General features: G+C 39.8%; 38 protein-coding genes. 37 read left to right on the forward strand and 1 reads right to left on the reverse strand.

Annotation, left to right across the window (positions count from 1 at the left end; genetic code table 11):
- Positions 1–4: 4 nt before the first annotated feature.
- Entirely contained in the window at positions 5–892 is an 888-nt protein-coding gene (locus tag CRN97_RS12390; protein WP_074791625.1) for a class I SAM-dependent methyltransferase, read from the reverse strand.
- Between the two features lie 519 nt (positions 893–1411).
- Between CRN97_RS12390 and rpsJ the strand changes: the two genes are divergently transcribed.
- The 37 genes from rpsJ to CRN97_RS12575 all read left to right on the forward strand — a co-directional run bounded on the left by rpsJ (position 1412) and on the right by CRN97_RS12575 (position 23221).
- Positions 1412–1723, forward strand: coding sequence for a 30S ribosomal protein S10 (gene rpsJ, locus CRN97_RS12395; RefSeq protein WP_015548360.1), 312 nt, complete (start codon positions 1412–1414; stop codon positions 1721–1723).
- A 162-nt stretch (positions 1724–1885) separates the two neighbouring features.
- Positions 1886–2569, forward strand: coding sequence for a 50S ribosomal protein L3 (rplC, locus tag CRN97_RS12400; RefSeq protein ID WP_033153065.1), 684 nt, complete (start codon positions 1886–1888; stop codon positions 2567–2569).
- Positions 2570–2598: 29 nt separating this feature from the next.
- Entirely contained in the window at positions 2599–3219 is a 621-nt protein-coding gene (gene rplD, locus CRN97_RS12405; protein WP_033153066.1) for a 50S ribosomal protein L4, read from the forward strand.
- Positions 3219–3518, forward strand: a complete 300-nt coding sequence (gene rplW / locus CRN97_RS12410) for a 50S ribosomal protein L23 (protein WP_015548357.1) — start codon at positions 3219–3221, stop codon at positions 3516–3518. The genes rplD and rplW overlap by 1 nt, the downstream gene beginning before the upstream one ends.
- 81 nt (positions 3519–3599) lie before the next feature.
- Entirely contained in the window at positions 3600–4442 is an 843-nt protein-coding gene (gene rplB / locus CRN97_RS12415) for a 50S ribosomal protein L2 (protein WP_044938688.1), read from the forward strand.
- Positions 4443–4453: 11 nt separating this feature from the next.
- Positions 4454–4735 carry a 30S ribosomal protein S19 gene (gene rpsS / locus CRN97_RS12420; protein WP_028234427.1) on the forward strand — a complete coding sequence of 94 codons (282 nt, stop codon included), beginning with the start codon at positions 4454–4456 and terminating at the stop codon, positions 4733–4735.
- A 22-nt stretch (positions 4736–4757) separates the two neighbouring features.
- Positions 4758–5147 carry a 50S ribosomal protein L22 gene (gene rplV / locus CRN97_RS12425; RefSeq protein WP_033153070.1) on the forward strand — a complete coding sequence of 130 codons (390 nt, stop codon included), beginning with the start codon at positions 4758–4760 and terminating at the stop codon, positions 5145–5147.
- Positions 5148–5158: 11 nt separating this feature from the next.
- Positions 5159–5818 (forward strand): 30S ribosomal protein S3, encoded by a 660-nt coding sequence (rpsC, locus tag CRN97_RS12430; RefSeq protein ID WP_044938686.1) that lies wholly within the window; start codon positions 5159–5161, stop codon positions 5816–5818.
- Between the two features lies 1 nt (position 5819).
- Entirely contained in the window at positions 5820–6248 is a 429-nt protein-coding gene (gene rplP / locus CRN97_RS12435) for a 50S ribosomal protein L16 (protein ID WP_033153074.1), read from the forward strand.
- Positions 6248–6454: a 50S ribosomal protein L29 gene (rpmC, locus tag CRN97_RS12440; protein WP_015548351.1), complete on the forward strand. Its 207-nt coding sequence runs from the start codon at positions 6248–6250 to the stop codon at positions 6452–6454. The genes rplP and rpmC overlap by 1 nt, the downstream gene beginning before the upstream one ends.
- 39 nt (positions 6455–6493) lie before the next feature.
- Entirely contained in the window at positions 6494–6748 is a 255-nt protein-coding gene (rpsQ, locus tag CRN97_RS12445; RefSeq protein ID WP_028234423.1) for a 30S ribosomal protein S17, read from the forward strand.
- Between the two features lie 18 nt (positions 6749–6766).
- Positions 6767–7135: a 50S ribosomal protein L14 gene (rplN, locus tag CRN97_RS12450; protein WP_015548350.1), complete on the forward strand. Its 369-nt coding sequence runs from the start codon at positions 6767–6769 to the stop codon at positions 7133–7135.
- Positions 7136–7148: 13 nt separating this feature from the next.
- Positions 7149–7460 carry a 50S ribosomal protein L24 gene (rplX, locus tag CRN97_RS12455; protein WP_015548349.1) on the forward strand — a complete coding sequence of 104 codons (312 nt, stop codon included), beginning with the start codon at positions 7149–7151 and terminating at the stop codon, positions 7458–7460.
- A gap of 22 nt (positions 7461–7482) precedes the next feature.
- The gene (rplE, locus tag CRN97_RS12460; protein ID WP_033153076.1) at positions 7483–8028 is read left to right on the forward strand and encodes a 50S ribosomal protein L5; all 546 of its coding nucleotides are present in this window, start codon (positions 7483–7485) and stop codon (positions 8026–8028) included.
- A gap of 10 nt (positions 8029–8038) precedes the next feature.
- Positions 8039–8224 (forward strand): type Z 30S ribosomal protein S14, encoded by a 186-nt coding sequence (locus CRN97_RS12465; protein ID WP_028234421.1) that lies wholly within the window; start codon positions 8039–8041, stop codon positions 8222–8224.
- A 40-nt stretch (positions 8225–8264) separates the two neighbouring features.
- Positions 8265–8666, forward strand: a complete 402-nt coding sequence (gene rpsH, locus CRN97_RS12470) for a 30S ribosomal protein S8 (protein WP_028234420.1) — start codon at positions 8265–8267, stop codon at positions 8664–8666.
- Positions 8667–8750: 84 nt separating this feature from the next.
- A complete protein-coding gene (gene rplF / locus CRN97_RS12475; protein WP_033153082.1) occupies positions 8751–9290 on the forward strand; it encodes a 50S ribosomal protein L6 in 540 nt (179 codons plus the stop codon).
- A gap of 18 nt (positions 9291–9308) precedes the next feature.
- The gene (rplR, locus tag CRN97_RS12480; protein ID WP_044938681.1) at positions 9309–9677 is read left to right on the forward strand and encodes a 50S ribosomal protein L18; all 369 of its coding nucleotides are present in this window, start codon (positions 9309–9311) and stop codon (positions 9675–9677) included.
- Positions 9678–9688: 11 nt separating this feature from the next.
- Positions 9689–10198 carry a 30S ribosomal protein S5 gene (gene rpsE, locus CRN97_RS12485; RefSeq protein WP_033153084.1) on the forward strand — a complete coding sequence of 170 codons (510 nt, stop codon included), beginning with the start codon at positions 9689–9691 and terminating at the stop codon, positions 10196–10198.
- 13 nt (positions 10199–10211) lie between these two features.
- Positions 10212–10397 carry a 50S ribosomal protein L30 gene (gene rpmD / locus CRN97_RS12490; RefSeq protein ID WP_015548343.1) on the forward strand — a complete coding sequence of 62 codons (186 nt, stop codon included), beginning with the start codon at positions 10212–10214 and terminating at the stop codon, positions 10395–10397.
- Between the two features lie 17 nt (positions 10398–10414).
- A complete protein-coding gene (gene rplO / locus CRN97_RS12495; protein ID WP_033153085.1) occupies positions 10415–10858 on the forward strand; it encodes a 50S ribosomal protein L15 in 444 nt (147 codons plus the stop codon).
- The gene (gene secY, locus CRN97_RS12500; protein ID WP_033153086.1) at positions 10858–12174 is read left to right on the forward strand and encodes a preprotein translocase subunit SecY; all 1317 of its coding nucleotides are present in this window, start codon (positions 10858–10860) and stop codon (positions 12172–12174) included. Before rplO ends, secY begins: the two co-directional genes overlap by 1 nt.
- Positions 12175–12275: 101 nt before the next feature.
- Entirely contained in the window at positions 12276–12920 is a 645-nt protein-coding gene (locus tag CRN97_RS12505) for an adenylate kinase (protein ID WP_033153087.1), read from the forward strand.
- A 1-nt stretch (position 12921) separates the two neighbouring features.
- Positions 12922–13722, forward strand: coding sequence for a type I methionyl aminopeptidase (gene map, locus CRN97_RS12510; RefSeq protein WP_097077101.1), 801 nt, complete (start codon positions 12922–12924; stop codon positions 13720–13722).
- Positions 13713–13979 carry a KOW domain-containing RNA-binding protein gene (locus CRN97_RS12515; RefSeq protein ID WP_044938672.1) on the forward strand — a complete coding sequence of 89 codons (267 nt, stop codon included), beginning with the start codon at positions 13713–13715 and terminating at the stop codon, positions 13977–13979. The genes map and CRN97_RS12515 overlap by 10 nt, the downstream gene beginning before the upstream one ends.
- The gene (infA, locus tag CRN97_RS12520) at positions 13972–14190 is read left to right on the forward strand and encodes a translation initiation factor IF-1 (protein WP_015548337.1); all 219 of its coding nucleotides are present in this window, start codon (positions 13972–13974) and stop codon (positions 14188–14190) included. The genes CRN97_RS12515 and infA overlap by 8 nt, the downstream gene beginning before the upstream one ends.
- Positions 14191–14316: 126 nt before the next feature.
- On the forward strand, positions 14317–14430 hold the full coding sequence (gene rpmJ / locus CRN97_RS12525) for a 50S ribosomal protein L36 (RefSeq protein WP_004604068.1): 114 nt from the start codon (positions 14317–14319) through the stop codon (positions 14428–14430).
- A gap of 204 nt (positions 14431–14634) precedes the next feature.
- On the forward strand, positions 14635–15003 hold the full coding sequence (rpsM, locus tag CRN97_RS12530) for a 30S ribosomal protein S13 (RefSeq protein WP_044938667.1): 369 nt from the start codon (positions 14635–14637) through the stop codon (positions 15001–15003).
- Positions 15004–15038: 35 nt separating this feature from the next.
- On the forward strand, positions 15039–15431 hold the full coding sequence (gene rpsK, locus CRN97_RS12535) for a 30S ribosomal protein S11 (protein WP_015548335.1): 393 nt from the start codon (positions 15039–15041) through the stop codon (positions 15429–15431).
- A 16-nt stretch (positions 15432–15447) separates the two neighbouring features.
- Positions 15448–16041, forward strand: a complete 594-nt coding sequence (rpsD, locus tag CRN97_RS12540; RefSeq protein ID WP_033153092.1) for a 30S ribosomal protein S4 — start codon at positions 15448–15450, stop codon at positions 16039–16041.
- A 174-nt stretch (positions 16042–16215) separates the two neighbouring features.
- On the forward strand, positions 16216–17175 hold the full coding sequence (locus CRN97_RS12545) for a DNA-directed RNA polymerase subunit alpha (protein WP_033153098.1): 960 nt from the start codon (positions 16216–16218) through the stop codon (positions 17173–17175).
- A gap of 136 nt (positions 17176–17311) precedes the next feature.
- Positions 17312–17836: a bL17 family ribosomal protein gene (locus CRN97_RS12550; RefSeq protein WP_033153100.1), complete on the forward strand. Its 525-nt coding sequence runs from the start codon at positions 17312–17314 to the stop codon at positions 17834–17836.
- A 186-nt stretch (positions 17837–18022) separates the two neighbouring features.
- A complete protein-coding gene (locus tag CRN97_RS12555) occupies positions 18023–19387 on the forward strand; it encodes an MATE family efflux transporter (protein ID WP_097077102.1) in 1365 nt (454 codons plus the stop codon).
- 124 nt (positions 19388–19511) lie between these two features.
- Positions 19512–20291 (forward strand): glucose 1-dehydrogenase, encoded by a 780-nt coding sequence (locus CRN97_RS12560; RefSeq protein WP_097077103.1) that lies wholly within the window; start codon positions 19512–19514, stop codon positions 20289–20291.
- A 98-nt stretch (positions 20292–20389) separates the two neighbouring features.
- Positions 20390–21427: an ABC transporter substrate-binding protein gene (locus CRN97_RS12565; RefSeq protein ID WP_044938655.1), complete on the forward strand. Its 1038-nt coding sequence runs from the start codon at positions 20390–20392 to the stop codon at positions 21425–21427.
- Between the two features lie 73 nt (positions 21428–21500).
- A complete protein-coding gene (locus CRN97_RS12570; protein WP_044938652.1) occupies positions 21501–22424 on the forward strand; it encodes an ABC transporter permease in 924 nt (307 codons plus the stop codon).
- Positions 22424–23221 (forward strand): ABC transporter ATP-binding protein, encoded by a 798-nt coding sequence (locus tag CRN97_RS12575; RefSeq protein ID WP_097077104.1) that lies wholly within the window; start codon positions 22424–22426, stop codon positions 23219–23221. Before CRN97_RS12570 ends, CRN97_RS12575 begins: the two co-directional genes overlap by 1 nt.
- Positions 23222–23238 lie beyond the last annotated feature (17 nt).

The raw sequence follows: 23238 nt of genomic DNA on the forward strand, positions 1-23238 counted from the left end.
TGCGTTATTTTCTAACCCAACGTCCGCTGGCTCCACATGGTAATACTAATCCTGATTCTGTAACTGGAAGACCAATTTCGTCAGCGTTAACCTCCCCTGGATGTTTATCCAATAAAGCTGTGCTTATCATATAGTTTAATACAGCTGGTTGTAAGCCTGTAGTATATGAGTTTACTAAGAAGAAAAGAGCGTCATCTGAAAGGATTTGCTCGCAAAGCTGGATGAATGGGAAAATATCATCTTCGATTTTCCAAATCTCATTCTTTGAACCTCTTCCATATGAAGGAGGATCCATTATTATTCCGTCATATTTGTTGCCACGACGAATTTCTCGTTCTACAAACTTGCGGCAGTCATCTACAAGCCATCTGATTGGTGCTTCAGAAAGACCAGATGAAGCAGCGTTTTCTTTTGCCCACTGAACCATGCCCTTTGAGGCATCAACATGAGTAACCTGAGCTCCAGCAGCTGCTGCGGCAAGAGTTGCACCTCCTGTGTATGCAAAAAGATTAAGAACCTTTACAGGACGTTTCTTTTCAGTTACTTCCTTATTAATAATAGAAGAAAACCAATCCCAGTTAACAGCCTGCTCTGGGAAAAGACCTGTATGCTTGAAAGCGAAAGGCTTTAAGTTGAACTTTAAGTCGTGACCACAGATAGGATAGCTGATAGTCCACTGTTCTGGTAAGTCAAAGAATTCCCATTCGCCACCACCTTTATTTGAACGATGGTAATGTGCATTTAATTTCTTATAATAGGAAGATTTCTTTGGAGTGTTCCAAATAACCTGAGGGTCAGGCCTAAGAAGAACATAGTCGCCCCAACGTTCAAGCTTCTCGCCTGAGGAGCAATCGATTATTTCGTAATCTTTCCAATTTGATGCTGTATTCATATTTCACCAAGTTACTTATGGAAGTAACAATCCTTTCTATATTAAGTATATTGTTTACAATAATAATTACTTCCTATATTATAGGTAGTAATTTCTTATGCCTTGAATATTATACTTGAAGATTGTCAATGTTCAATGTCTAATAGTACAAACACTGTATAAAAAACACAATATTTAGTAGAAAACAGGATTGTACTAAAAAAAATACAATATTTTTCTTCTTTTTATTGCAGACTTCCCATTTCTCGTGTATATTATTACTTGCTGTGACATGATAGCAATGAAGCGTGAGGTTGCAACCCAGCTTGCTGAGGTTGGTTTTCCGTGGAGCGAATGTCAAGTTAGGAAACTGACGACAAGTCACTGTACAACAGAAAACCGTCCGCATCTGCGGAGACGACGTGTGAGAACTTGGTTCGAACTTTGAGTTTTGAAACATGAAACACACGGGTAAGTGTACAGTCGCCACTTGATCGCTTTTTCACAAAAAGAAAAACGAAAAAGGAGGAGACTTTTTTTATGGCAAATCAAGTTATGAGAATCACACTCAAGGCTTATGATCATGAGTTAGTAGATTCATCTGCCAAGAAAATCATCGAGACTGTTAAGAAGAACGGAGCACAGGTTAGTGGTCCAGTACCTCTTCCAACAAAGAAGGAAGTTGTTACAATTCTTAGAGCTGTACATAAGTACAAAGACTCTCGTGAGCAGTTCGAGCAGAGAACTCATAAGAGATTGATTGATGTCATCGACCCAACACAGAAGACTGTTGAGGCTCTTTCAAAGTTAGAGATGCCTGCAGGTGTTGAGATCAGCATCAAGAACAAGTAATTGAGTTCATTTAATTAAGAAAACATCCAAGATGGTTTTATATAGAAGCAATAAGTTCTTATCTTATTCCACTTATATGACACTGTTCTAGGATGAACGGTTCCGCTACCCCATAGTTTTGGGCAAGAAGCGTTCCGCTGTAGAAAATGGAGGTAAGAAAACATGAAGAAAGCTATTTTAGCTACAAAGGTCGGAATGACTCAGGTCTTCAATGAAGGCGGCGAGCTTATTCCTGTAACTGTACTTTCTGCAGGTCCATGTGTTGTTACACAGATTAAGACAGTAGAAAATGATGGTTACGATGCTGTTCAGGTTGGCTTTGTTGACAAGAAAGTAAAGCTTGTTAATAAGGATGCAAACGGACGCAAAGAAATTATTCATCGCAATGGCGTAAACAAGCCAGAGAAGGGTCACTTCGATAAGGCTGGTGTTGAGCCAAAGAGATTTGTTAGAGAGTTCAGATTTGATAATTGTGCAGATTATGCACTTGCTCAGGAAATCAAGGCTGATATCTTTGAAGCTGGTGACAAGGTTGATGCAACAGCTACTTCAAAGGGTAAGGGATTCCAGGGCGCTATCAAGAGATTAGGCCAGCACAGAGGTCCTATGGCTCACGGTTCTAAGTTCCACAGACACCAGGGTTCAAATGGTGCTTGTTCTTCACCTAGCCGTGTATTCAAGGGCAAGGGTATGCCAGGTCAGATGGGCGGAAACAAGGTAACAATCCAGAACCTTGAGATTGTACGTGTTGATGTTGAAAATAATCTGCTTTTAGTAAAGGGTGCTGTTCCAGGACCTAAGAAGTCTCTTGTAACAATTAAAGAGTCAGTTAAAGCAGGAAAGTAATCTTACGATAGGAAAGGAGGAACTTAGCGATGGCTAAAGTATCCGTATATAATATGGAAGGCAAAGAAGTTGGCACCATGGATCTTAACGACAGCATCTTCGCAGTTGAGATTAATGAGCACTTAGTTCACATGGCAGTTGTCCAGCAGCTTGCAAATAACCGTCAGGGAACACAGAAGGCTAAGACTCGTTCTGAGGTTTCTGGTGGTGGTAGAAAACCTTGGAGACAGAAGGGAACAGGTCATGCAAGACAGGGTTCTACAAGATCTCCACAGTGGACAGGTGGTGGCGTAGTATTCGCTCCAACACCAAGAGATTATTCATTTAAGCTCAACAAGAAGGAGAAGAGAGCAGCTCTTAAGTCTGTACTCACTTCTGCAGTTAACGAGAACAAGTTCATCGTTGTTGACGAGCTTAAGTTTGACGCTATTAAGACAAAGGATTTTGCAAAGGTATTAACAAACCTTAACGTTGAGAAGGCACTTGTTGTTCTTGATACAAATGACAAGAACGTAGTTATGTCTGCAAAGAACATTCCTACAGTTAAGACAGCTCTTACAAACACAATCAACGTTTATGACATCCTTAAGTACAACACAGTAGTTGTAACAAAGGCTGCTGTAGATCAGATTCAGGAGGTATATGCATAATGGCAAATGTACAGTATTATGACGTAATCCTTAAACCTGTAATCACAGAAAAGTCAATGAACGCTATGGCTGAGAAGAAGTACACATTCTTAGTTCATCCAGAAGCAAACAAGACAATGATTAAGGAAGCTGTTGAGAAGATGTTCGACGGAGTAAAGGTTGCTTCAGTTAACACAATGAACGCTGATGGCAAGACAAAGAGACGTGGAATGACATTCGGTAAGACAGCAAAGACAAAGAAAGCTATCGTTCAGCTTACAGCTGATAGCAAAGATATCGAGATTTTCTCAGGTCTTTAAGATATAGCTTAAGGCAAGAGTTAATTAATTTTATGCGCAGTCGAGCGCGATAATAAACGAGTAAACGAAAGGAGAAACAAAATGGGAATTAAGACATATAACCCATATACACCTTCTAGAAGAAATATGACTGGTTCAGATTTCGCTGAGATCACAAAGACATCTCCAGAGAAGTCACTTGTTGTTTCATTAAAGAAGCACGCTGGTCGTAACAATCAGGGTAAGATTACCGTTAGACATCACGGTGGCGGTAACAGACAGAAATATAGACTTATTGATTTCAAGAGAAATAAGGATGGAATTCCTGCAAAGGTTATTGGTATCGAGTACGATCCAAACAGAACAGCTAACATCGCTCTTATCTGCTACGCAGACGGCGAGAAGGCTTACATCCTTGCTCCAGCTGGTCTTACAGACGGCATGACAGTTATGAACGGTGCTGACGCTGAAGTTAGAGTTGGTAACTGCTTACCACTCGAGAAGATTCCAGTTGGTACACTTATTCACAATATCGAGCTTTATCCAGGACGTGGCGGACAGCTTGTTCGTTCAGCTGGTAACTCAGCTCAGCTCATGGCTAAAGAAGGTAAGTACGCTACACTTCGTCTTCCTTCAGGCGAAATGAGAATGGTACCTCTTAACTGCCGTGCATCAATCGGTGTAATCGGTAACGGTGATCACAACCTTGTTAAGATCGGTAAAGCTGGTCGTAAGAGACACATGGGTATCAGACCTACAGTTCGTGGTTCTGTTATGAACCCTAATGACCATCCACATGGTGGTGGTGAGGGCCGCGCTCCTATCGGACGTCCAGGTCCATGCACACCTTGGGGCAAGCCAGCTCTTGGTCTCAAGACAAGAAAGAAGCACAAGCAGTCTAACAAGCTCATCGTAAGAAGACGCGATGGTAGAGCAATCAAGTAAGGAGGATACACATGGCACGTTCATTAAAAAAAGGACCATTTGCTGATGCAAGCTTATTAAAGAAGGTTGATGCTATGAACGCAAGCGGCGACAAGTCAGTTATCAAGACATGGTCACGTCGTTCTACAATCTTCCCACAGATGGTTGGACATACAATTGCAGTACATGACGGTAGAAAGCATGTTCCAGTATATGTTACAGAAGACATGGTTGGACACAAGCTTGGTGAATTCGTTGCTACTAGAACCTACAGAGGTCATGGCAAAGACGAAAAGAAGTCAAAGGTACGCTAATTAACAGAAAGGAGTTTTTATCATGGCTAAGGGACATAGATCTCAAATTAAACGTGAGAGAAACGATGTAAAGGATACAAGACCTTCAGCAAAGTTATCTTATGCTAGAATGTCAGTTCAGAAGGCTTGTTTCGTACTTGATGCCATTCGTGGTAAGGATGTTGATACAGCTCTTGCTATCGTAATGTACAATCCAAGATACGCTTCAAGTGTTATAGAGAAATTACTTAAGTCTGCTATTGCAAACGCTGAGAACAATAACGGCTTAGATCGCAAGGACCTTGTAGTAGCTGAGTGCTATGCAAACAAGGGACCTACAATGAAGAGAATTAGACCAAGAGCACAGGGTAGAGCTTACAGAATCGAAAAGAGAATGAGCCACATCACAATCGTGCTTGATCAGAAAAATTAAGGAGGCAAAACATGGGACAGAAAGTTAATCCTCATGGCTTAAGAGTCGGTGTTATTAAGGACTGGGATTCTAAGTGGTACGCTGAGGGCGAGAACTTCTCAGACTACTTAGTTGAAGACTATAATATCAGAAAATTTCTTAAGAAGAAGCTTTACGCTGCAGGCGTTTCTAAGATTGAAATCGAGCGCGCTGCTGGTAGAGTAAAGGTTACTGTTTATACAGCAAAGCCAGGCGTTGTTATCGGTAAGGGCGGCGCTGAAATCGACAAGATTAAGACTGAGCTCCAGAAGCAGACAAGCGATAAGCTTGTTGTTGATATCAAGGAAATCAAGAGACCAGATCGTGATGCACAGCTCGTTGCTGAGAACATCGCTGGCCAGCTTGAGAACCGTGTATCATTCCGTAGAGCAATGAAGTCTTGCATGGGTCGCGCTATGAAGACTGGTATCAAGGGTATCAAGACAAGCTGTTCAGGACGTCTTGGTGGTGCTGATATGGCTCGTTCAGAGTCTTACAATGAAGGTACTATTCCACTTCAGACACTTCGTGCTGATATCGATTATGGATTCGCTGAGGCTGACACTACTTATGGTAAGGTTGGTGTAAAGGTTTGGATCTATAAGGGTGAAGTACTTCCAAAGAGAAAGAATGTGGAAGGAGGAGCTCAATAATATGTTAATGCCAAAGAGAGCGAAGCATAGAAAGCAGTTCCGTGGGAACATGGCTGGAAAAGCTTCAAGAGGAAATAAGATATCTTACGGTGAGTATGGTATCGTTGCAACAGAGCCAGCTTGGATTAAGTCAAACCAGATCGAAGCAGCTCGTATCGCTATGACACGTTACATTAAGCGTGGTGGTAAGGTTTGGATTAAGATTTTCCCAGACAAGCCAGTTACTGCAAAACCTGCTGAAACTCGAATGGGTTCAGGTAAGGGAACACTTGAATATTGGGTAGCTGTTGTTAAGCCGGGCCGTGTATTATTCGAGATCTCAGGAGTATCTGAGGAAGTTGCTAGAGAAGCACTTCGTCTCGCTACACATAAACTTCCTTGCAAGTGCAAGATAGTTTCCCGTGAGGATTTAGAAGGCGGTGAAGCATAATGAAGAATACAAAGTACGTAGAAGATTTAAAGAACACTTCAGTAGCAGAGCTTAATGCTCAGCTCGTAGAAGCTAAGAAAGAACTTTTCAACTTAAGATTCCAGAATGCTACAAATCAGTTAGACAATACAGCAAGAATCCGTGAGGTTCGTCGTAACATCGCTCGTATTCAGACTGTTATCACAGAAGCTGAGAAGAACGCATAATTGATTAGAATCTTAACTATTTGAAAGGAGATCAAAGACGTGGAAAGAAACTTAAGAAAAACACGTACAGGTGTTGTTGTAAGCGACAAGATGGATAAGACAATCGTTGTTGCAATCCGTGACAATGTAAAGCATCCACTTTACAACAAGATCGTTAAGAAGACATATAAGCTTAAGGCTCACGATGAGAACGGCGACGCTCACATCGGAGATACAGTAAAGGTAATGGAGACAAGACCACTTTCTAAAGATAAGAGATGGAGACTTGTTGAAGTTATCGAGAGAGCAAAATAATTAAAGGAGGCTACTATAATGGTACAACAGGAAAGTAGATTAAAGGTAGCCGATAATACAGGAGCAAAGGAAATCCTTGTTATCCGTGTTATGGGTGGATCTACAAGAAGATATGCCAATATCGGCGACGTAATTACTGCTACCGTTAAAGATGCAACACCAGGTGGCGTTGTAAAGAAGGGTGACGTTGTTAAGGCAGTAGTTGTTCGTTCAGTTAAAGGTGCCCGTCGTAAAGATGGTTCTTATATCAAGTTTGATGAAAATGCTGCAGTCATCATTAAAGATGACAAGACTCCAAGAGGAACTCGTATTTTTGGACCTGTAGCTAGAGAGCTTCGTGAGAAGCAGTTCATGAAGATTGTTTCTCTCGCTCCAGAAGTATTGTAGGAGGAAGAGTAGAATGGCAACTATGAAAATTAAAAAAGGCGATACTGTTCGTGTAATCGCAGGTGGCGATGTAAACAACGAAGGTAAGGTTATCGCAGTAGATAAGAAGAATAACACCGTTACAGTTGAGGGTGTTAACATGGTAAAGCGTCATGTTAAGCCTAGCATGGCCAACCAGGCAGGTGGTATCATCGAGCAGGAAGCTCCTATCGATGCTTCAAATGTTATGTTACTTCATAACGGTCAGCCTACACGTGTTGGTTTCAAGATGGACGGAGACAAAAAAGTCCGTTTCGCAAAGAAGACCGGCGAGGTTATTGACTAATTGAAGAAAGGAGAACAGTTCGTTGAGTAGATTAAAAGATCAGTATCTTAATGAAATCGTACCAGCAATGGTTGAGAAGTTTGGATACAAGAATATTATGGAAGTTCCTAAGATCGAAAAGATCGTTGTCAACATGGGTGTTGGCGAAGCAAAGGACAATGCTAAGCTTCTTGAGTCTGCAGTTAAGGATATGGAAATGATTACAGGCCAGAAAGCTGTTACAACAAAGGCAAAGAATTCAGTTGCTAACTTCAAGATTCGTGAAGGTATGGCAATTGGCTGTAAGACTACACTTCGTGGAGAGAAGATGTATGAGTTCGCAGATCGTCTTATCAATCTTGCACTCCCACGTGTTCGTGACTTCAGAGGTGTTAATCCTAATTCATTCGATGGTAGAGGAAACTATGCACTTGGTATCAAGGAGCAGATCATCTTCCCTGAGATTGAGTACGATAAGATTGACAAGACTCGTGGTATGGACATTATCTTCGTAACTACAGCTAAGACAGATGAAGAGGCTAGAGAATTACTTCGTTTATTCAATATGCCTTTCGCTAAGGAAGCATAGGAGGAAAGTTATGGCAAAGAAGTCAATGAAAGTAAAGCAGCAGCGCACAGCAAAGTTCTCTACACAAGAGTACAGTCGTTGCAAAATCTGCGGTCGTCCACATGCATACCTTAGAAAGTATGGTATTTGTAGAGTATGTTTCCGTGAGTTAGCTTACAAGGGACAGATCCCTGGCGTAAAGAAAGCTTCATGGTAAGATAACGAGCACAGATTGATAATTAGGAGGAAATTGCATCATGACAATGAGTGATCCAATAGCAGATATGCTTACAAGAATCCGTAATGCAAATACTGCAAAACATGATACAGTAGATGTTCCTGCATCAAAGATGAAGGTTGCAATTGCAGACATTCTTGTAGATGAAGGATTTATCACAAAGTACGACATCGTTGATAATGGTAACTTCAAGGATATCCGTGTTACATTAAAGTACGGTGCAAACAAGAACGAGAAGATTATTTCTGGTATTAAGAGAATTTCTAAGCCAGGTCTTCGTATTTATGCTGGTAAGGACGATATCCCATACGTTTTAGGTGGACTTGGTATCGCTATCCTTTCAACAAACAAGGGCATCATCACAGATAAGGAAGCTCGTAAGCTTCAGGTTGGTGGCGAAGTTCTTGCATATGTTTGGTAATCATATCCAAACAAGTAACTAATTACCTAAAGTATAACCCGGTTACAGAAGCCGGACATACAGTAAATTTAAGGAGGTACGGGCATGTCACGTATAGGAAGAATGCCAATCGCAGTTCCAGCTGGTGTTACAGTTGAGATTGCAGAAAATAATCATGTGACTGTAAAAGGTCCTAAGGGTACTCTTGAGAGAACACTTCCATCTGAGATGGATATTAAGCTTGAGGGTGCAGAAGTTGTTGTTACTAGACCTAATGATTTAAAGAAGATGAAGTCTTTACATGGTCTTACAAGAACACTTATCAACAACATGGTTGTGGGTGTTACAACAGGCTATGAGAAGACTCTTGAAGTTAACGGTGTAGGTTACAGAGCATCTAAGGCTGGTAAGAAGCTTACTCTTAACCTTGGTTACTCACACCCAGTAGAGATGGAAGATCCAGAGGGTATCGAGTCAACAGTTGACGGAAATAAAATTATCATCAAGGGTATCGACAAGGAAAAGGTTGGTCAGTACGCTGCCAACATCAGAGATAAGAGAAGACCTGAGCCATATAAGGGTAAGGGTATTAAGTACGCTGATGAAGTTATTAGACGTAAAGTCGGTAAGACCGGTAAGAAATAGTAAAGGAGTGAATGTAAAATGGTAAGTAAGAAATCTAAATCAGTAATTCGCCAGACAAAGCATAGAAGACTTCGTAACACTCTAGCCGGTACTGCAGAAAGACCACGTTTAGCAGTGTTCAGAAGCAACAATCACATGTATGTTCAGGTTATTGATGATACATGCGGAAATACACTTGTTTCAGCATCTACTCTTGACGCAGACGTTAAGGCAGATCTTGCAAAGACAAATAACGTAGAAGCAGCTACAAAGCTCGGTACAGTTATTGCTAAGAAGGCACAGGAAAAGGGAATCAAGGAAGTCGTATTCGACAGAGGTGGTTACATTTATGCCGGCAAGGTTGCAGCTTTAGCAGATGCAGCTAGAGAAGCTGGATTAGAATTCTAGGAGGAGAACACATGAAACGTGAAATCATTGACGCTAGCCAGTTAGAGTTAACTGAGCAGGTTGTAGAAATTAAGCGTGTAACAAAGGTTGTTAAGGGTGGACGTAACATGCGTTTCACAGCTCTTGTTGTAGTAGGCGATAAGAACGGACACGTTGGCGCTGGACTTGGCAAGGCAGCTGAAATTCCAGAAGCTATCCGCAAGGGTAAGGAAGATGCTATGAAGAAGCTTATCACAGTTAAGCTTGATGACAACCATAGTATTACACACGACATTCAGGGTAAGCACACAGGCGCTTCTGTACTTCTTAAGAAGGCACCAGAAGGTACTGGTATCATCGCTGGTGGTCCAGCTCGTGCCGTATGTGAGCTTGCAGGTATCGGAAATATCCGTACAAAGTCACTTGGATCATCAAATAAGCAGAACGTTGTTCTTGCTACAATCGAAGGACTTAAGTCTCTTAAGTCACCTGAGGAAGTAGCAAAGGCTCGTGGCAAGAAAGTTGAAGACATTCTTGCTTAAGGAGGAAAGGTAAATGGCAGAGAAGAAGTTAAGAGTAACACTCGTAAAGTCTACAATCGGTGCTGTTCCAAAGAACAAGAAGACTGTAGAAGCACTTGGCCTTAGAAAGGTCAACAAGACTGTTGAGCTTCCTGACAACGACAGCGTTCGAGGAATGCTTAGAATGGTCAATCACTTAGTAAAAGTTGAAGAAATTTAATAGAAGGAGGTGCCATAATGGATTTATCTAACTTACAGCCAGCAGAAGGCTCAAAGCATAGTGATAATTTCAGAAGAGGCCGTGGTCACGGTTCAGGTAATGGCAAGACTGCTGGTAAGGGTCATAAGGGACAGAAGGCTCGTTCAGGCGGAAGCATTAGACTTGGATTCGAAGGTGGACAGATGCCTTTATACAGACGTCTTCCTAAGCGTGGTTTCAAGAATAGAAATACAAAGGAAATCGTTGGTATCAATGTTTCTTATTTAGAGAGATTTGATAATGGTGCTACTGTAACAGTTGATACACTCGTTGAGAGCGGTATCATCAAGAACCCTCGCGATGGCGTTAAGATTCTTGGCGGTGGTGAGCTTACAAAGAAGCTCAACGTTCAGGCAAACGCATTTAGTGCTAGCGCAAAGGAGAAGATTGAAGCCTTGGGCGGAACTGCAGAGGTGATCTAATGTTTCAGACACTACGCGATGCTTTTAAAATTAAAGATTTAAGAAGACGAATTGGTTTTACATTTTTAATGCTTATTGTTGTTAGGCTTGGAAGCTTGCTTCCAGTGCCTGGCATCAATGGCAATGCCTTTAGCAGTCTCTTCGCGGATAGTGATAGTGCATTGAACTTTTTTGATTCAATCACTGGTGGTTCATTCTCATCAATGTCAGTTTTCGCATTGAACATCACTCCATACATTACATCTTCTATCATTATGCAGTTGCTTACAATTGCATTTCCTAAGTTAGAAGAAATGCAGCGTGATGGTGAACAAGGTAGAAAGAAGATGACACAGATTACTCGTTATCTTACAATCGCCTTGGCACTTGGTGAGTCTATCGCAATGGCAGTTGGTTTTGGAAGAAGTGGTTATCTTGTAACATACTCAGTTCCATTCCTCAACTACGTACTTGTTGTTGTAGCACTTACAGCTGGATCTGCAGTACTTATGTGGATTGGTGAGAGAATTACAGAAAAGGGTATTGGTAATGGTATTTCAATAGTTCTTACTATTAATATCATTAGCCGTATTCCTTCTGATTTAACAAAGCTCTATGAGCAGTTTATGGCTGGAAAAACGATTCCAAAGGCAGTGTTAGCTGCAGTTATTATTGCTGCAATAATTATTGCTCTTGTTGTATTCGTTGTTATACTCCAGAGCGCAGAGAGACGTATTCCAGTACAATATTCAAATAAGATTCAGGGAAGAAGACAGGTTGGTGGCAATTCATCAATCATCCCTATGAGAGTTAACACAGCAGGTGTTATCCCTGTCATCTTCGCTCAGTCATTACTTCAGACACCTGTTATGATTGTTCAGTTATTAAACAAACAGCCAAGCGGTGTTTGGGGCAAGATTTTAAGTGGAATGAGTCAGTCTAATTGGTTCAATCCTTCAAATTGGATTTACACAATTGGAGCACTTGTTTATGTATTGCTTATTATCGGTTTTGCATATTTCTATACAGAGATTACTTTCAATCCTTTGGAAATTGCAGAGAACCTTAAGCGTTCAGGTGGATTTATTCCAGGTATACGACCAGGAAAACCTACTTCAGATTATTTAACAGCAATCTTAAAGCATGTTATTTTCATTGGAGCAATTGGTCTTTCAATCGTAGCATTACTTCCTATCGTCTTTAACGGTTTGGTTGGCGCTAGTGTTTCATTTGGTGGTACATCAATCATCATTATTGTTGGTGTTATCGTAGAAACATTAAAGCAGGTTGAATCTCAGATGATGGTTCGTAATTATAAAGGATTTTTAAATGACTAATTGTCATTTTGACACTGAGGGAGATACGTGATTTTCGCGTATCTCTTAAGGTGTTTTTTACAGAATTTTTTACAAAACATCTAAGCAGGAGGGTTTGTTGAATGAAGATTATTATGTTAGGTGCACCTGGTGCAGGCAAAGGAACACAGGCAAAGCAGATTGCTGCTAAGTATTCAATTCCTCACATTTCTACAGGTGATATATTCCGTGCCAACATTAAAAATGGTACTGAACTTGGAAAAAAGGCGAAGGAATACATGGATCAGGGTTTGCTTGTTCCAGATGAACTTACTTGTGATCTTGTAATGGACCGCATTGCACAGGATGATGCTAAGAACGGATTTGTATTAGACGGATTCCCAAGAACTATTCCTCAGGCAGAAGCACTTGATGCTGCACTTACTAAAATTGGACAGTCAATGGATTATGCTATCGACGTAGATGTTCCAGATGAGAATATTATCAATAGAATGTCAGGTCGTAGAGCTTGTTTAAATTGTGGCGCTACATATCATATCGTTTCTATTCCACCTAAGAAGGAGGGCGTATGCGATACATGTGGCAGCCAGTTAGTATTAAGAGATGATGATAAGCCAGAGACAGTAAAGAAGAGACTTGATGTTTATCATGATCAGACACAGCCTCTTATTGAATACTATAAGGGTAAGGACATTTTGAAGTCTGTTGATGGAACTCAGCCTATGGAAAAGGTTTTTGAGGATATCACTGCTATTTTAGGAGCTTAAGATGTCAGAAGTTATAACTATTAAAACTGATGAAGAAATTCAATTGATGCGTGAAGCTGGAAAGATTTTAGCACAGGTTCATGAAACGTTAGCTAAAGAAATTCACGAAGGAATGTCTACATTAGACGTAGATCGATTGGGTGAAGAAGTAATTAGAAGCTATGGCTGTGAGCCAAATTTCAAAGGTCTTTATGGATATCCAGCAAGTGTGTGTGTATCCGTAAATGATGAAGTTGTTCACGGTATTCCTACTGACGACCATATCCTTGTTAATGGAGATATTGTTAGCTTGGATACAGGAGTTCTTTACAAAGGATACCATAGCGACGCTGCTCGTACAGTTGGTGTTGGAGAAATCAGTGAAGAAGCAAGGCTTCTTATTGAAAGAACACGTCAATCTTTCTTCCAAGGTATGAAATTTGCTACAGCTGGTAATCATTTATATGATATATCAGGCGCGATTGGCGATTATGCAGAGAGCTTTGGATACGGAGTAGTTAGAGACTTGGTTGGACATGGTATTGGTACTTCGCTTCATGAAGCACCTGAAATTCCAAACTTCAGACGAAGGTTTAGAAAAGGTCCAAAACTAATCAAAGGCATGACACTTGCTGTAGAGCCAATGATAAACGCTGGTAGCTGTGATGTAGCTTGGATGGATGATGAATGGACAGTAGTTACAATGGATGAGTCATTATCTGCTCATTATGAAAATACAATTGTAATTACAGACGGCGCTCCTGAAATTCTTACACTGACACCTACAGAACTTGCAAATCCGGAGGGAAATAAATGGATTTAATGCTTGCAACATCTAAGGCTGGTCATGATAAGAAACAAATATACTTAGTTCTTAAAGAAGATGATGAGTATTGTTATCTTGTAAATGGAACAACTAAACTTGTTGCCAAGCCTAAAAAGAAAAAGAAAATTCATTTACAGCTAATAAAAAATATTCCGTCTGATGTTTTAGAAGAAGTAAAAGACATTGAAACATTAGATGATGTATCAATAAAAAGAATTCTTAAAGTTTATAATAGGAGGAACAAAGATGTCTAAGGCAGATGTTATTGAAGTTGAGGGAGTGGTAGTTGAAAAACTTCCTAACGCTATGTTTAAGGTAGAGCTTGAAAATGGTCATCAGATTCTTGCTCATATCAGTGGTAAGTTAAGACAGAATTACATTCGTATCTTACCAGGTGATAAGGTTACAATCGAAATGAGTCCATATGATCTTTCTAAGGGAAGAATTATTTGGAGAGATAAGTAAAAATAATTAAAAATTTGTTGACATACATTAAAACGCCCGGTATACTATTAAACGGACGTTTTTAAGATGTTCAAATATAGATTGACCACAACCTTTGAATAAAAGGGCATGGAAAGGAGGAAAATCGTGAAAGTAAGATCTTCTGTAAAGCCTATGTGCGAGAAGTGCAAGGTCATCAAAAGAAAGGGTAGCATTCGTATTATCTGCGAGAACCCAAAGCATAAGCAGCGTCAGGGTTAATTCCTGTTTGTTTATGTAGCATTTTATTATGTGCGGCTGCAGTCTAAAGAGTATCTAATTTAGGCTGTTCATAATAAATAGGCCTATCATACCGAGGCCAATTTGTTCCAGATATGGGTGTACACACATTTCAGGCCGAGTGATCGGAGCTGTATTACTTATATCGCTTATTAATAGTAGAAATTTATGGAGGTGTAAACACACATGGCTCGTATTGCAGGTGTAGATTTACCAAGAGACAAGAGAATTGAAATTGGTTTAACTTACATTTACGGAATCGGTAGAGTAAGCTCAAACAAGATTCTTGAAGCAGCTGGTGTAGATCCTAGCACACGTGTTAAGGATTTAACTGACGAAGAAGTTAAGAAGATTAGCACAGTTATTGACGAAACTATGACTGTAGAAGGTGATCTTAGAAGAGAAGTAGCTCTTGATATTAAGAGACTTCAGGAAATCGGATGCTACAGAGGTATCCGTCATAGAAAGGGTCTTCCTGTTCGTGGACAGAAGACTAAGACAAACGCTCGTACTCGTAAGGGTCCAAAGCGTACAGTAGCAAATAAGAAGAAGTAATTATATTCATAGAAAGAAAGTAGGTTAGTTTAATTATGGCTAAAGTTGCAAAGAAGACAACAAAAAAGCGTGTAAAGAAAAACGTTGAACACGGACAGGTACATGTTCAGGCATCTTTCAATAATACTATCGTTACTATTACAGATGCTCAGGGTAACGCTCTTTCATGGGCAAGTGCTGGTGGTCTAGGATTTAGAGGTTCAAGGAAATCTACTCCTTATGCTGCACAGATGGCAGCAGAGACAGCAGTTAAGGCTGCTTTAGTTCACGGTTTAAAGAGTGTAGATGTATTCGTAAAGGGACCAGGTTCAGGACGTGAAGCTGCAATCAGAGCAATCGATGCAAACGGCGTTCAGGTTCTTACAATCAAGGATGTTACTCCAGTTCCACATAACGGATGTCGTCCACCAAAGCGTAGAAGAGTCTAATTAGGAGGGAAATCTAATGGCAGTTAATAAGACACCAGTTCTTAAAAGATGTAGATCTCTTGATTTAGATCCTACATTTTTAGGATATGATAAAAAGTCACGTAGACAGAAGAATAGAGGAAGAGGCAAGAAGTCTGAGTACGCTCTTCAGCTTCAGGAGAAGCAGAAGGCTAAGTTCATTTATGGCGTACTTGAGAAGCCTTTCCGTAATTATTATGAGAAGGCTGACCGTCAGAAGGGTATGACAGGTGAAAACCTTATGACAATGCTTGAGAGCCGTCTTGATAACGTAGTATTCCGTATGGGATTTGCTCGTACAAGAAAAGAAGCTCGTCAGGTTGTTGATCACAAGATGTTCCTTGTAAACGGCAAGCCAGTAAATGTTCCTTCATATCTTGTAAAGGCAGGCGATGTTATCGAAGTTCGCGAGAAGTCAAAGAGCCTTCAGAGATTTAAGGATATCGCAGAGGTTACAGCTGGTAGAACAACTCCAGAGTGGGTTGATGTTGATGCTGAGAACCTTAAGGGTACAGTTAAAGAGCTTCCTAATAGAGAGCAGATTGATGTACCAGTAGACGAGATGCTTATCGTCGAGTTATATTCAAAATAATAATTATTAGTAAATGTTTACAAAAAGCACTTATACAAGCTTGCTTGTATAAGTGCGATTTGTTACAATTTTACTATGTGGCAATAAGTAATCTGATGGAATATTTATTAAATATTCCTTTTTTAGAGTCTAGTACATTAAGTTTCATAATTTATGAAATAAGGAGGCAATGTAGTGTTAAATTTTGAAAACCCAAATATTGAAATCGTAGAGATTTCTGAGGACAAAAAATACGGCAGATTCGTTGTTGAACCCCTTGAGAGAGGTTATGGTATAACACTTGGTAATTCACTTCGCAGAATTATGCTTTCGTCTCTGCCAGGAGCTGCAGTTAGCCAGATAAAGATTGAAGGCGTTCTTCATGAGTTCAGTGCCATTCCAGGTGTAAAAGAGGATGTTACTGAAATCGTAATGAACATCAAGGAGCTTGCTATTAGAAATAATAGCTCTTCAGATGAGCCAAAGACAGCATATATTGAGTTCGAGGGAGAGGGAGTTGTTACAGCTGCTGATATCCAGGTTGACTCTGATATCGAGATTATCAATCCTGATCTTGTTATTGCACATCTTAATGGTGGTAATGATTGCAAGCTTTACATGGAGCTTACAATTACAAAGAATCGTGGATATATCTCTGCAGATAAGAACAAAACTCCAGATACTCCAATCGGTAAGATTGCAGTTGACTCAATTTACACACCAGTTGAGCGTGTAAATATGACAGTTGAGGACACTCGTGTAGGCCAGGTTACAGATTATGACAAGCTTACACTTGATGTATATACAAATGGTACAATGGGTCCAGATGAAGCCGTTTCTATGGCTGCAAAGGTACTCAGCGAGCATTTAAATCTTTTTGTTAACCTTTCAGATGCTGCTCAGGATCTTAGCGTTATCGCTGACAAGCCTGATGATACAACAGGTAAGACTCTTGAAATGAGCATTGATGAGCTTGAGCTTTCAGTTCGTTCATACAACTGCTTAAAGAGAGCTGGTATCAACACAGTAGCAGAGCTTTGCGACAAGTCACCAGATGACATGATGAAGGTTCGTAACCTTGGTCGCAAGTCAATGGAAGAAGTAGAGCAGAAGCTTAGCGAGCTTGGTCTTTCACTTAGAATGGTAGAGGACTAGTTCGAGAGCATATAGTAACAGGAAATAATACGTGACGGATAAGACCGATGAGCACTGTCGCGCATGCCTTTCCATTAATCAAGTTACGGGGTAAGACCGATGAGCACCTGTAACGCCAGCTATAAGGAGAAAAGAAATGGCAAAGTACAGAAAATTAAGCAGAACATCATCACAGAGAAAAGCTCTTTTAAGAAACCAGGTAACAGAGCTTCTTTATCACGGCAAGATCGTTACAACTGAAGCTAAGGCTAAGGAAGTAAAGAAGATTGCTGAGCACATCATTACTCTTGGTGTTAAGGAAAAGGATAACTTCGAAGAAGTTACAGTTCAGGCTAAGGTAGCACGCAAGGACAAAGATGGTAAGAGAGTAAAGGAAGTTGTTGATGGCAAGAAGGTAACTGTATACGATACAGTTGATAAGAAGATTAAGAAGGATTCTCCTTCAAGACTTCACGCTCGTCGTCAGATGATGCAGGTTCTTTACACACCTACAGCTAAGGGTGCTAAGAAGAGCGAGACACACAAGGTTGATATGGCTAACTTTGTATTTGATGAGATTGCTCCAAAGTATGTTGACCGCAAGGGTGGTTACACACGTATCGTTAAGATCGGACCACGTAAGGGCGATGCAGCTATGGAAGTAGTTCTTGAGCTTGTATAATATATATTTGCTTTTTAAACCAGGACATTAGTCCTGGTTTTTTTATTGAAATAATAGATTCCATATGTATATTGCCTATGGTGAAAAATCTATAATATTATATAAAATGCTAAAATAAATACTATATTAAAAATAAAATGTGGTGTATTCTAAAAGCAAGAAAGAAATTAATGGGAGGTCTTAAGTATGGCAGCTGATAGCACAAAGAAAATGACAGAAGGAAGCCCAATGAAGCTTATATTAGGGTTTTCCATTCCTATGCTTGCGGGACTTTTATTCCAACAAATGTACAACCTTGTTGATACTATTATAGTTGGTCAAACATTAGGAGATAATGCATTAGCTGCAGTAGGTTCAACTGGATCTATTAATTTTTTAATCAATGGTTTTTGTATAGGAGTCTGTTCGGGTTTTGCAATTCCTGTTGCCCAACGATTTGGAGCAGAATCCTATGATTCGATGCGTAAGTTTGTAGGAAACTCAATAATAATATCTGGCATATTTGCTCTTGCTATAACATTAGTAGTAAGTATCTTTTGTTATCAAATATTGGAGATTATGCAAACCCCAAATGATATTATCAAGCTAGCGTATTCCTATATTTCAATTATATTTTTCGGAATACCAGTTACTTTTTTGTATAATCTTACCGCTGGTATAATGCGTTCGCTAGGAGATAGCAAAACGCCAACCTACTTCTTAATTATGGCAGCAGGAATCAATATTGTATTAGATATTGTTTTTATTATAGTTTTGGGAATGAGCGTAGATGGTCCAGCACTTGCAACTGTGATATCTCAGTTTATTGCTGGCATAAGCTGTTTGATATATATGAAAAAGAAATTTCCGATTCTTAAGCTGGCAAAAAATGATTTAAAGCTAGGTCCACATCATACAGCAGTTTTAATATCAATGGGTCTTCCATTTGGCTTGCAATACTCTATAACAGCAATTGGCTCGGTTGTTCTACAGACTGCTGTTAATGGCTTAGGTACTGTCGCTGTAGCTTCTATGACAGCAGGCTCTAAAGTATCTATGTTTGTAGTATGTCCTTTTGATGCACTTGGAGGCACTATGGCCACATTTGCAGGTCAAAATGTTGGCGCAAAAGATATCCAAAGAGTTCGAAAAGGTGTATGGACAGCGCAGATGTTAGGAACGATATATGCAATACTCATCTTTATAGTATTGTTCTTTAGTGGAAGTACAATCTTAAGGTTATTTACATCTACGGACATTGTTATTAAACAGGCTAGAATGTTCTTATTGGCAAATAGTATTACCTATACTTTGCTTGCAGGAGTTAATATATTTAGATTTGCAATCCAGGGAATGGGATTCTCCACATTTGCGGTATTTGCAGGTGTAATGGAGATGATAGCTCGTATATTAGTAGCATTTACTTTGGTACCTATGATAGGCTTTAGCGGAGCTATATGGGCCAGTCCTGTAGCATGGCTTTTTGCAGACCTGTTCTTAGTGCCAGGATTCTATTATTGTTGTAAAAAATTAACTGATAAATATGGAGGAGATAAAGTAATCCACATTTAGTGTTTGATAATTAACAAACGAATTGTCTGAAAAATACAAAATAAATACAAAATTATGCAAAAATACTTTTACATTTTTCCTGAGATTTTGATACAATGGCATAAAATTAAAGGAGGAAGTTTTTATGGAGAAAAAGTATTTTGATTTATCAGGTCAAGTAGCGCTTATTACAGGGTGCTCATCAGGGCTTGGCGTACAGATGGCCAAGGCATTGGCAGCCCAGGGATGTAATATAGTAGCAGTTGCCCGTCGCCAGAATCTTATTGAAGAGGTGGCAAAAGAGATTTCTGACACATTCGGTGTTAAGGCTATTGGAGTTCCTTGTGATATCACGGATACTGAGAAAGTAAATGCTGCAGTAGATACAGTCCTTAAAGAGTTTGGCAGAATTGATATTTTAATTAATAATGCTGGTACAGGATCAGGAGCAACACCAGCAGAGGATGTTGAAGATGCTCAATTTGAAGGAGAAGTAGCCATTGATTTGACAGGTAGTTTTAAGATGGCCAGAGCCATTGCTAAAAAGGCTATGATTCCTGCTGGATATGGCCGTATTATAAATATTGCTTCTATGTATGGCTTAGTTGGAAATAATATTGCTCCAGCAGCTGCATACCACGCTGCAAAGGGCGGTGTTGTAAATCTCACAAGAGCGCTTGCATCAGAGTGGGGAAATAAGGGAATTACAGTGAATGCTATTTGCCCAGGATACTTTGAAACACCACTTACAAAAGAAATATTGGATAGTGAGTTTTTCCAGCAATATGCAAAGACTATGATTCCTCTTAACAGATATGGTAAAGAGGGCGAGCTAGACACAGCAGCAATTTTCCTTGCATCTCCAGCAAGTACATATGTTAATGGTGTAATTCTTCCAGTTGATGGCGGATATACATGTATGTAATCAATATGGGCCTGGTGGGCCCATATTTTTGTTCTTGTTGACTTTAGTGATTAAAAGTGCTAAAGTACTTCAAAGAAGAATAATCAGGAGGGGAAAACATGAAGAAGAAAATACTTGCATCAGTTTTGGCGTCAGTAATGGTTCTTAGCATGGTTGGTTGCGGTACAGATGCAGCCGCTCAAAAGGAAGCAGAAACAGCCACAACAACCGAAACAACAGAAGAAACTACTACAGATGCTAATCAGACATACAATGTAGGAGTAATTCAGTTAGTGCAGCATCCAGCCCTTGATACAGCAACAGAGGGATTTTCAGATGCTTTAAAAGAGAAGCTTGGGGATCAGGTAGAAATCAACGTACAGAATGCTTCTGGTGATACAGCTACATGTGCCACAATTGCAAATTCGTTTGTATCAGATAATGTTGATTTGATTATGGCTAATGCAACACCTGCAATGCAGGCTAGTTCAACAGCAACAAATTCTATTCCAATCGTAGCTACATCTATTACAGATTATGGTACAGCACTTGGAATTAAAGATTGGGAAGGTACAACAGGAATCAACGTAACAGGTACATCTGATTTGGCTCCACTTGATGGACAGGCAGAAATGTTAAATGAGCTTTTCCCAGATGCAAAAGAAGTAGGAATCATCTACTGCTCTGGCGAGGATAATTCATTATATCAGGCAAATCAGATTACAACATATCTTGAGGACTATGGATACAATGTTACAGCATACACATTCTCTGACTCAGCAGACGTTGCAACAGTAGTTCAGACAGCATGCGGAGAAAGCGATGTATTATATGTTCCTACAGATAATGTAGCAGCAAGTTGCGCTGAAACAATCAACAATGTAGCACTTACAGCAGGCGTGCCAATCATCGCTGGTGAGGAAGGAATCTGTAAGGGATGCGGTATCGCAACACTTTCTATTTCATACTATGATATCGGATATGCAGCAGGTCTTATGGCTTACGAAATCCTTGTTAATGGACAGGACCCTGCTACATATGAGATTCAGTATGCAACAGAGTTTACAAAGGAATATAATCCAGTAATTGCAGAAGCGCTCGGAATTGAGCTTCCAGATGATTATGTTGCAATCGAGATGGAAGAAGAGGCTGAATAATAAGATTTAGCAACAAAATAAAATTATTTTGGGGCAAGGTCAGAAATTTTGACCTTGCTCTTTGGAGTTTAAAATGGGAATTGAAACATTAATTGCAGGAATGCCTGGTACAGTTGCACAGGGAATAATATACGGAATAATGGCACTAGGCATCTACATTACATTCAAATTATTAAATTTTGCAGATTTATCGGTAGATGGATCATTTGCAACAGGAGGAGCTGTTGCAGCTATGGTGATTATATCAGGCCATTCTTGGGTGTTGGCTTTGGTACTTGCATTAATCGCAGGAGCATTGGCTGGATTGATCACAGGCGTATTACATACAGTTCTTGGAATTCCTGATATATTGGCAGGTATTCTTACTCAGCTCGCATTATATTCAATAAATTTGAGAATTGCTAAAAATCAGCCAAACACTCCTATTTCAGTAGATAAGTACAATTTGGCTGTTTCACTTAGATATAAAACAGATGCGTTAATCACTGTTCTTGTGATTGCTGTGATTATAATAGCAATTATGTATTGGTTCTTTGGAACAGAAATGGGTTCTGCACTTCGTGCTACAGGAACAAACCCAGCCATGGCAAAAGCCCAGGGAATTAACGTAAATGTTATGAAAGCATTAGGACTTGTAGTATCAAATGCACTAGTTGCTTTTGCAGGCGCATTATTTGCTCAGTTCAATGGTAATGCTGATGTAAATATGGGTAGAGGCGCGATTGTAATAGGATTGGCATCCATCATTATTGGAGATGTGTTATGTAATGCATTTTTCAAGAAAAAGAGTACATTCTGGCTTGCACTTGGTTTTGTAATTGTAGGTGGTATTCTTTATTACATTTTCATAGCATTTGTATTGTGGCTCAAGATGCCAGCAAATGACATGAAATTGTTCACAGCGATAATAGTAGCAATATTCCTTGCTGTGCCATATTTAAAGAATAAAATGAATAGCTCCTTCTTTAAGGCGGCAAAAAGAGGAGGTAAACGATAATGCTTAATGCTAATAAAATTAGAAAAACTTTTAATGCTGGGACAATTAATGAAAAAGTAGCATTATCAGGTGCATCTCTTTATTTAGAGGAGGGCGAATTCTGCACAGTAATTGGTGGAAATGGTGCAGGAAAATCCACATTTCTTAATGCGATTGCAGGTGTATGGCCAGTAGATGCAGGTTCTATCTCAATAGATGGTGTTGATGTTACCGGCCTTCCAGAGCACAAGCGTGCCCGTTACTTGGGAAGAGTGTTCCAGGACCCTATGACAGGTACTGCAGCAAACATGCAGATTGATGAAAACATGGCTTTGGCAGCACGCAGAGGAAAAGCAAGAGGTTTAGGCTGGGGCGTTACGAAAGCTGAAAGAGAAAGATATCACGAAATGCTAAAGCAGTTGGATTTGGGCTTGGAAGATAGACTTACAGCTAAAGTGGGATTGCTTTCAGGAGGACAACGCCAGGCACTTACGCTTCTTATGGCAACTATTCAGAAGCCAAAGGTTTTACTGCTAGATGAGCACACAGCAGCCCTCGATCCAAAGACTGCAGCAAAGGTTCTTGAAATAACTGATATGCTAATTAAAGAGAATAATCTTACAGCCATGATGGTTACCCATAATATGAGAGATGCCATCCATTATGGTAATCGACTTATCATGATGAATGAGGGCAGAGTTATTCTCAACATTTCGGGAGAAGAAAAAAAGAATCTTACAATTGAGGACCTTTTACATAAATTTGAAGAGGTATCTGGTACAGAGTTCACTAACGATACAGAAATATTATCAAAGTAAATTATACAAAACCGTCA

Source organism: Pseudobutyrivibrio ruminis DSM 9787, assembly GCF_900218035.1.
GTDB classification, from domain to species: Bacteria; Bacillota; Clostridia; order Lachnospirales; family Lachnospiraceae; genus Pseudobutyrivibrio; species Pseudobutyrivibrio ruminis.

Coding starts and splice junctions, on each gene's coding strand:
- CRN97_RS12390 (WP_074791625.1), bottom strand. CDS start 892: ATGAATACAGCATCAAATTGGAAAGATTACGAAATAATCGATTGCTCC.
- rpsJ (WP_015548360.1), top strand. CDS start 1,412: ATGGCAAATCAAGTTATGAGAATCACACTCAAGGCTTATGATCATGAG.
- rplC (WP_033153065.1), top strand. CDS start 1,886: ATGAAGAAAGCTATTTTAGCTACAAAGGTCGGAATGACTCAGGTCTTC.
- rplD (WP_033153066.1), top strand. CDS start 2,599: ATGGCTAAAGTATCCGTATATAATATGGAAGGCAAAGAAGTTGGCACC.
- rplW (WP_015548357.1), top strand. CDS start 3,219: ATGGCAAATGTACAGTATTATGACGTAATCCTTAAACCTGTAATCACA.
- rplB (WP_044938688.1), top strand. CDS start 3,600: ATGGGAATTAAGACATATAACCCATATACACCTTCTAGAAGAAATATG.
- rpsS (WP_028234427.1), top strand. CDS start 4,454: ATGGCACGTTCATTAAAAAAAGGACCATTTGCTGATGCAAGCTTATTA.
- rplV (WP_033153070.1), top strand. CDS start 4,758: ATGGCTAAGGGACATAGATCTCAAATTAAACGTGAGAGAAACGATGTA.
- rpsC (WP_044938686.1), top strand. CDS start 5,159: ATGGGACAGAAAGTTAATCCTCATGGCTTAAGAGTCGGTGTTATTAAG.
- rplP (WP_033153074.1), top strand. CDS start 5,820: ATGTTAATGCCAAAGAGAGCGAAGCATAGAAAGCAGTTCCGTGGGAAC.
- rpmC (WP_015548351.1), top strand. CDS start 6,248: ATGAAGAATACAAAGTACGTAGAAGATTTAAAGAACACTTCAGTAGCA.
- rplN (WP_015548350.1), top strand. CDS start 6,767: ATGGTACAACAGGAAAGTAGATTAAAGGTAGCCGATAATACAGGAGCA.
- rplX (WP_015548349.1), top strand. CDS start 7,149: ATGGCAACTATGAAAATTAAAAAAGGCGATACTGTTCGTGTAATCGCA.
- CRN97_RS12465 (WP_028234421.1), top strand. CDS start 8,039: ATGGCAAAGAAGTCAATGAAAGTAAAGCAGCAGCGCACAGCAAAGTTC.
- rpsH (WP_028234420.1), top strand. CDS start 8,265: ATGACAATGAGTGATCCAATAGCAGATATGCTTACAAGAATCCGTAAT.
- rplF (WP_033153082.1), top strand. CDS start 8,751: ATGTCACGTATAGGAAGAATGCCAATCGCAGTTCCAGCTGGTGTTACA.
- rplR (WP_044938681.1), top strand. CDS start 9,309: ATGGTAAGTAAGAAATCTAAATCAGTAATTCGCCAGACAAAGCATAGA.
- rpsE (WP_033153084.1), top strand. CDS start 9,689: ATGAAACGTGAAATCATTGACGCTAGCCAGTTAGAGTTAACTGAGCAG.
- rpmD (WP_015548343.1), top strand. CDS start 10,212: ATGGCAGAGAAGAAGTTAAGAGTAACACTCGTAAAGTCTACAATCGGT.
- rplO (WP_033153085.1), top strand. CDS start 10,415: ATGGATTTATCTAACTTACAGCCAGCAGAAGGCTCAAAGCATAGTGAT.
- secY (WP_033153086.1), top strand. CDS start 10,858: ATGTTTCAGACACTACGCGATGCTTTTAAAATTAAAGATTTAAGAAGA.
- CRN97_RS12505 (WP_033153087.1), top strand. CDS start 12,276: ATGAAGATTATTATGTTAGGTGCACCTGGTGCAGGCAAAGGAACACAG.
- map (WP_097077101.1), top strand. CDS start 12,922: ATGTCAGAAGTTATAACTATTAAAACTGATGAAGAAATTCAATTGATG.
- CRN97_RS12515 (WP_044938672.1), top strand. CDS start 13,713: ATGGATTTAATGCTTGCAACATCTAAGGCTGGTCATGATAAGAAACAA.
- infA (WP_015548337.1), top strand. CDS start 13,972: ATGTCTAAGGCAGATGTTATTGAAGTTGAGGGAGTGGTAGTTGAAAAA.
- rpsM (WP_044938667.1), top strand. CDS start 14,635: ATGGCTCGTATTGCAGGTGTAGATTTACCAAGAGACAAGAGAATTGAA.
- rpsK (WP_015548335.1), top strand. CDS start 15,039: ATGGCTAAAGTTGCAAAGAAGACAACAAAAAAGCGTGTAAAGAAAAAC.
- rpsD (WP_033153092.1), top strand. CDS start 15,448: ATGGCAGTTAATAAGACACCAGTTCTTAAAAGATGTAGATCTCTTGAT.
- CRN97_RS12550 (WP_033153100.1), top strand. CDS start 17,312: ATGGCAAAGTACAGAAAATTAAGCAGAACATCATCACAGAGAAAAGCT.
- CRN97_RS12555 (WP_097077102.1), top strand. CDS start 18,023: ATGGCAGCTGATAGCACAAAGAAAATGACAGAAGGAAGCCCAATGAAG.
- CRN97_RS12560 (WP_097077103.1), top strand. CDS start 19,512: ATGGAGAAAAAGTATTTTGATTTATCAGGTCAAGTAGCGCTTATTACA.
- CRN97_RS12565 (WP_044938655.1), top strand. CDS start 20,390: ATGAAGAAGAAAATACTTGCATCAGTTTTGGCGTCAGTAATGGTTCTT.
- CRN97_RS12570 (WP_044938652.1), top strand. CDS start 21,501: ATGGGAATTGAAACATTAATTGCAGGAATGCCTGGTACAGTTGCACAG.
- CRN97_RS12575 (WP_097077104.1), top strand. CDS start 22,424: ATGCTTAATGCTAATAAAATTAGAAAAACTTTTAATGCTGGGACAATT.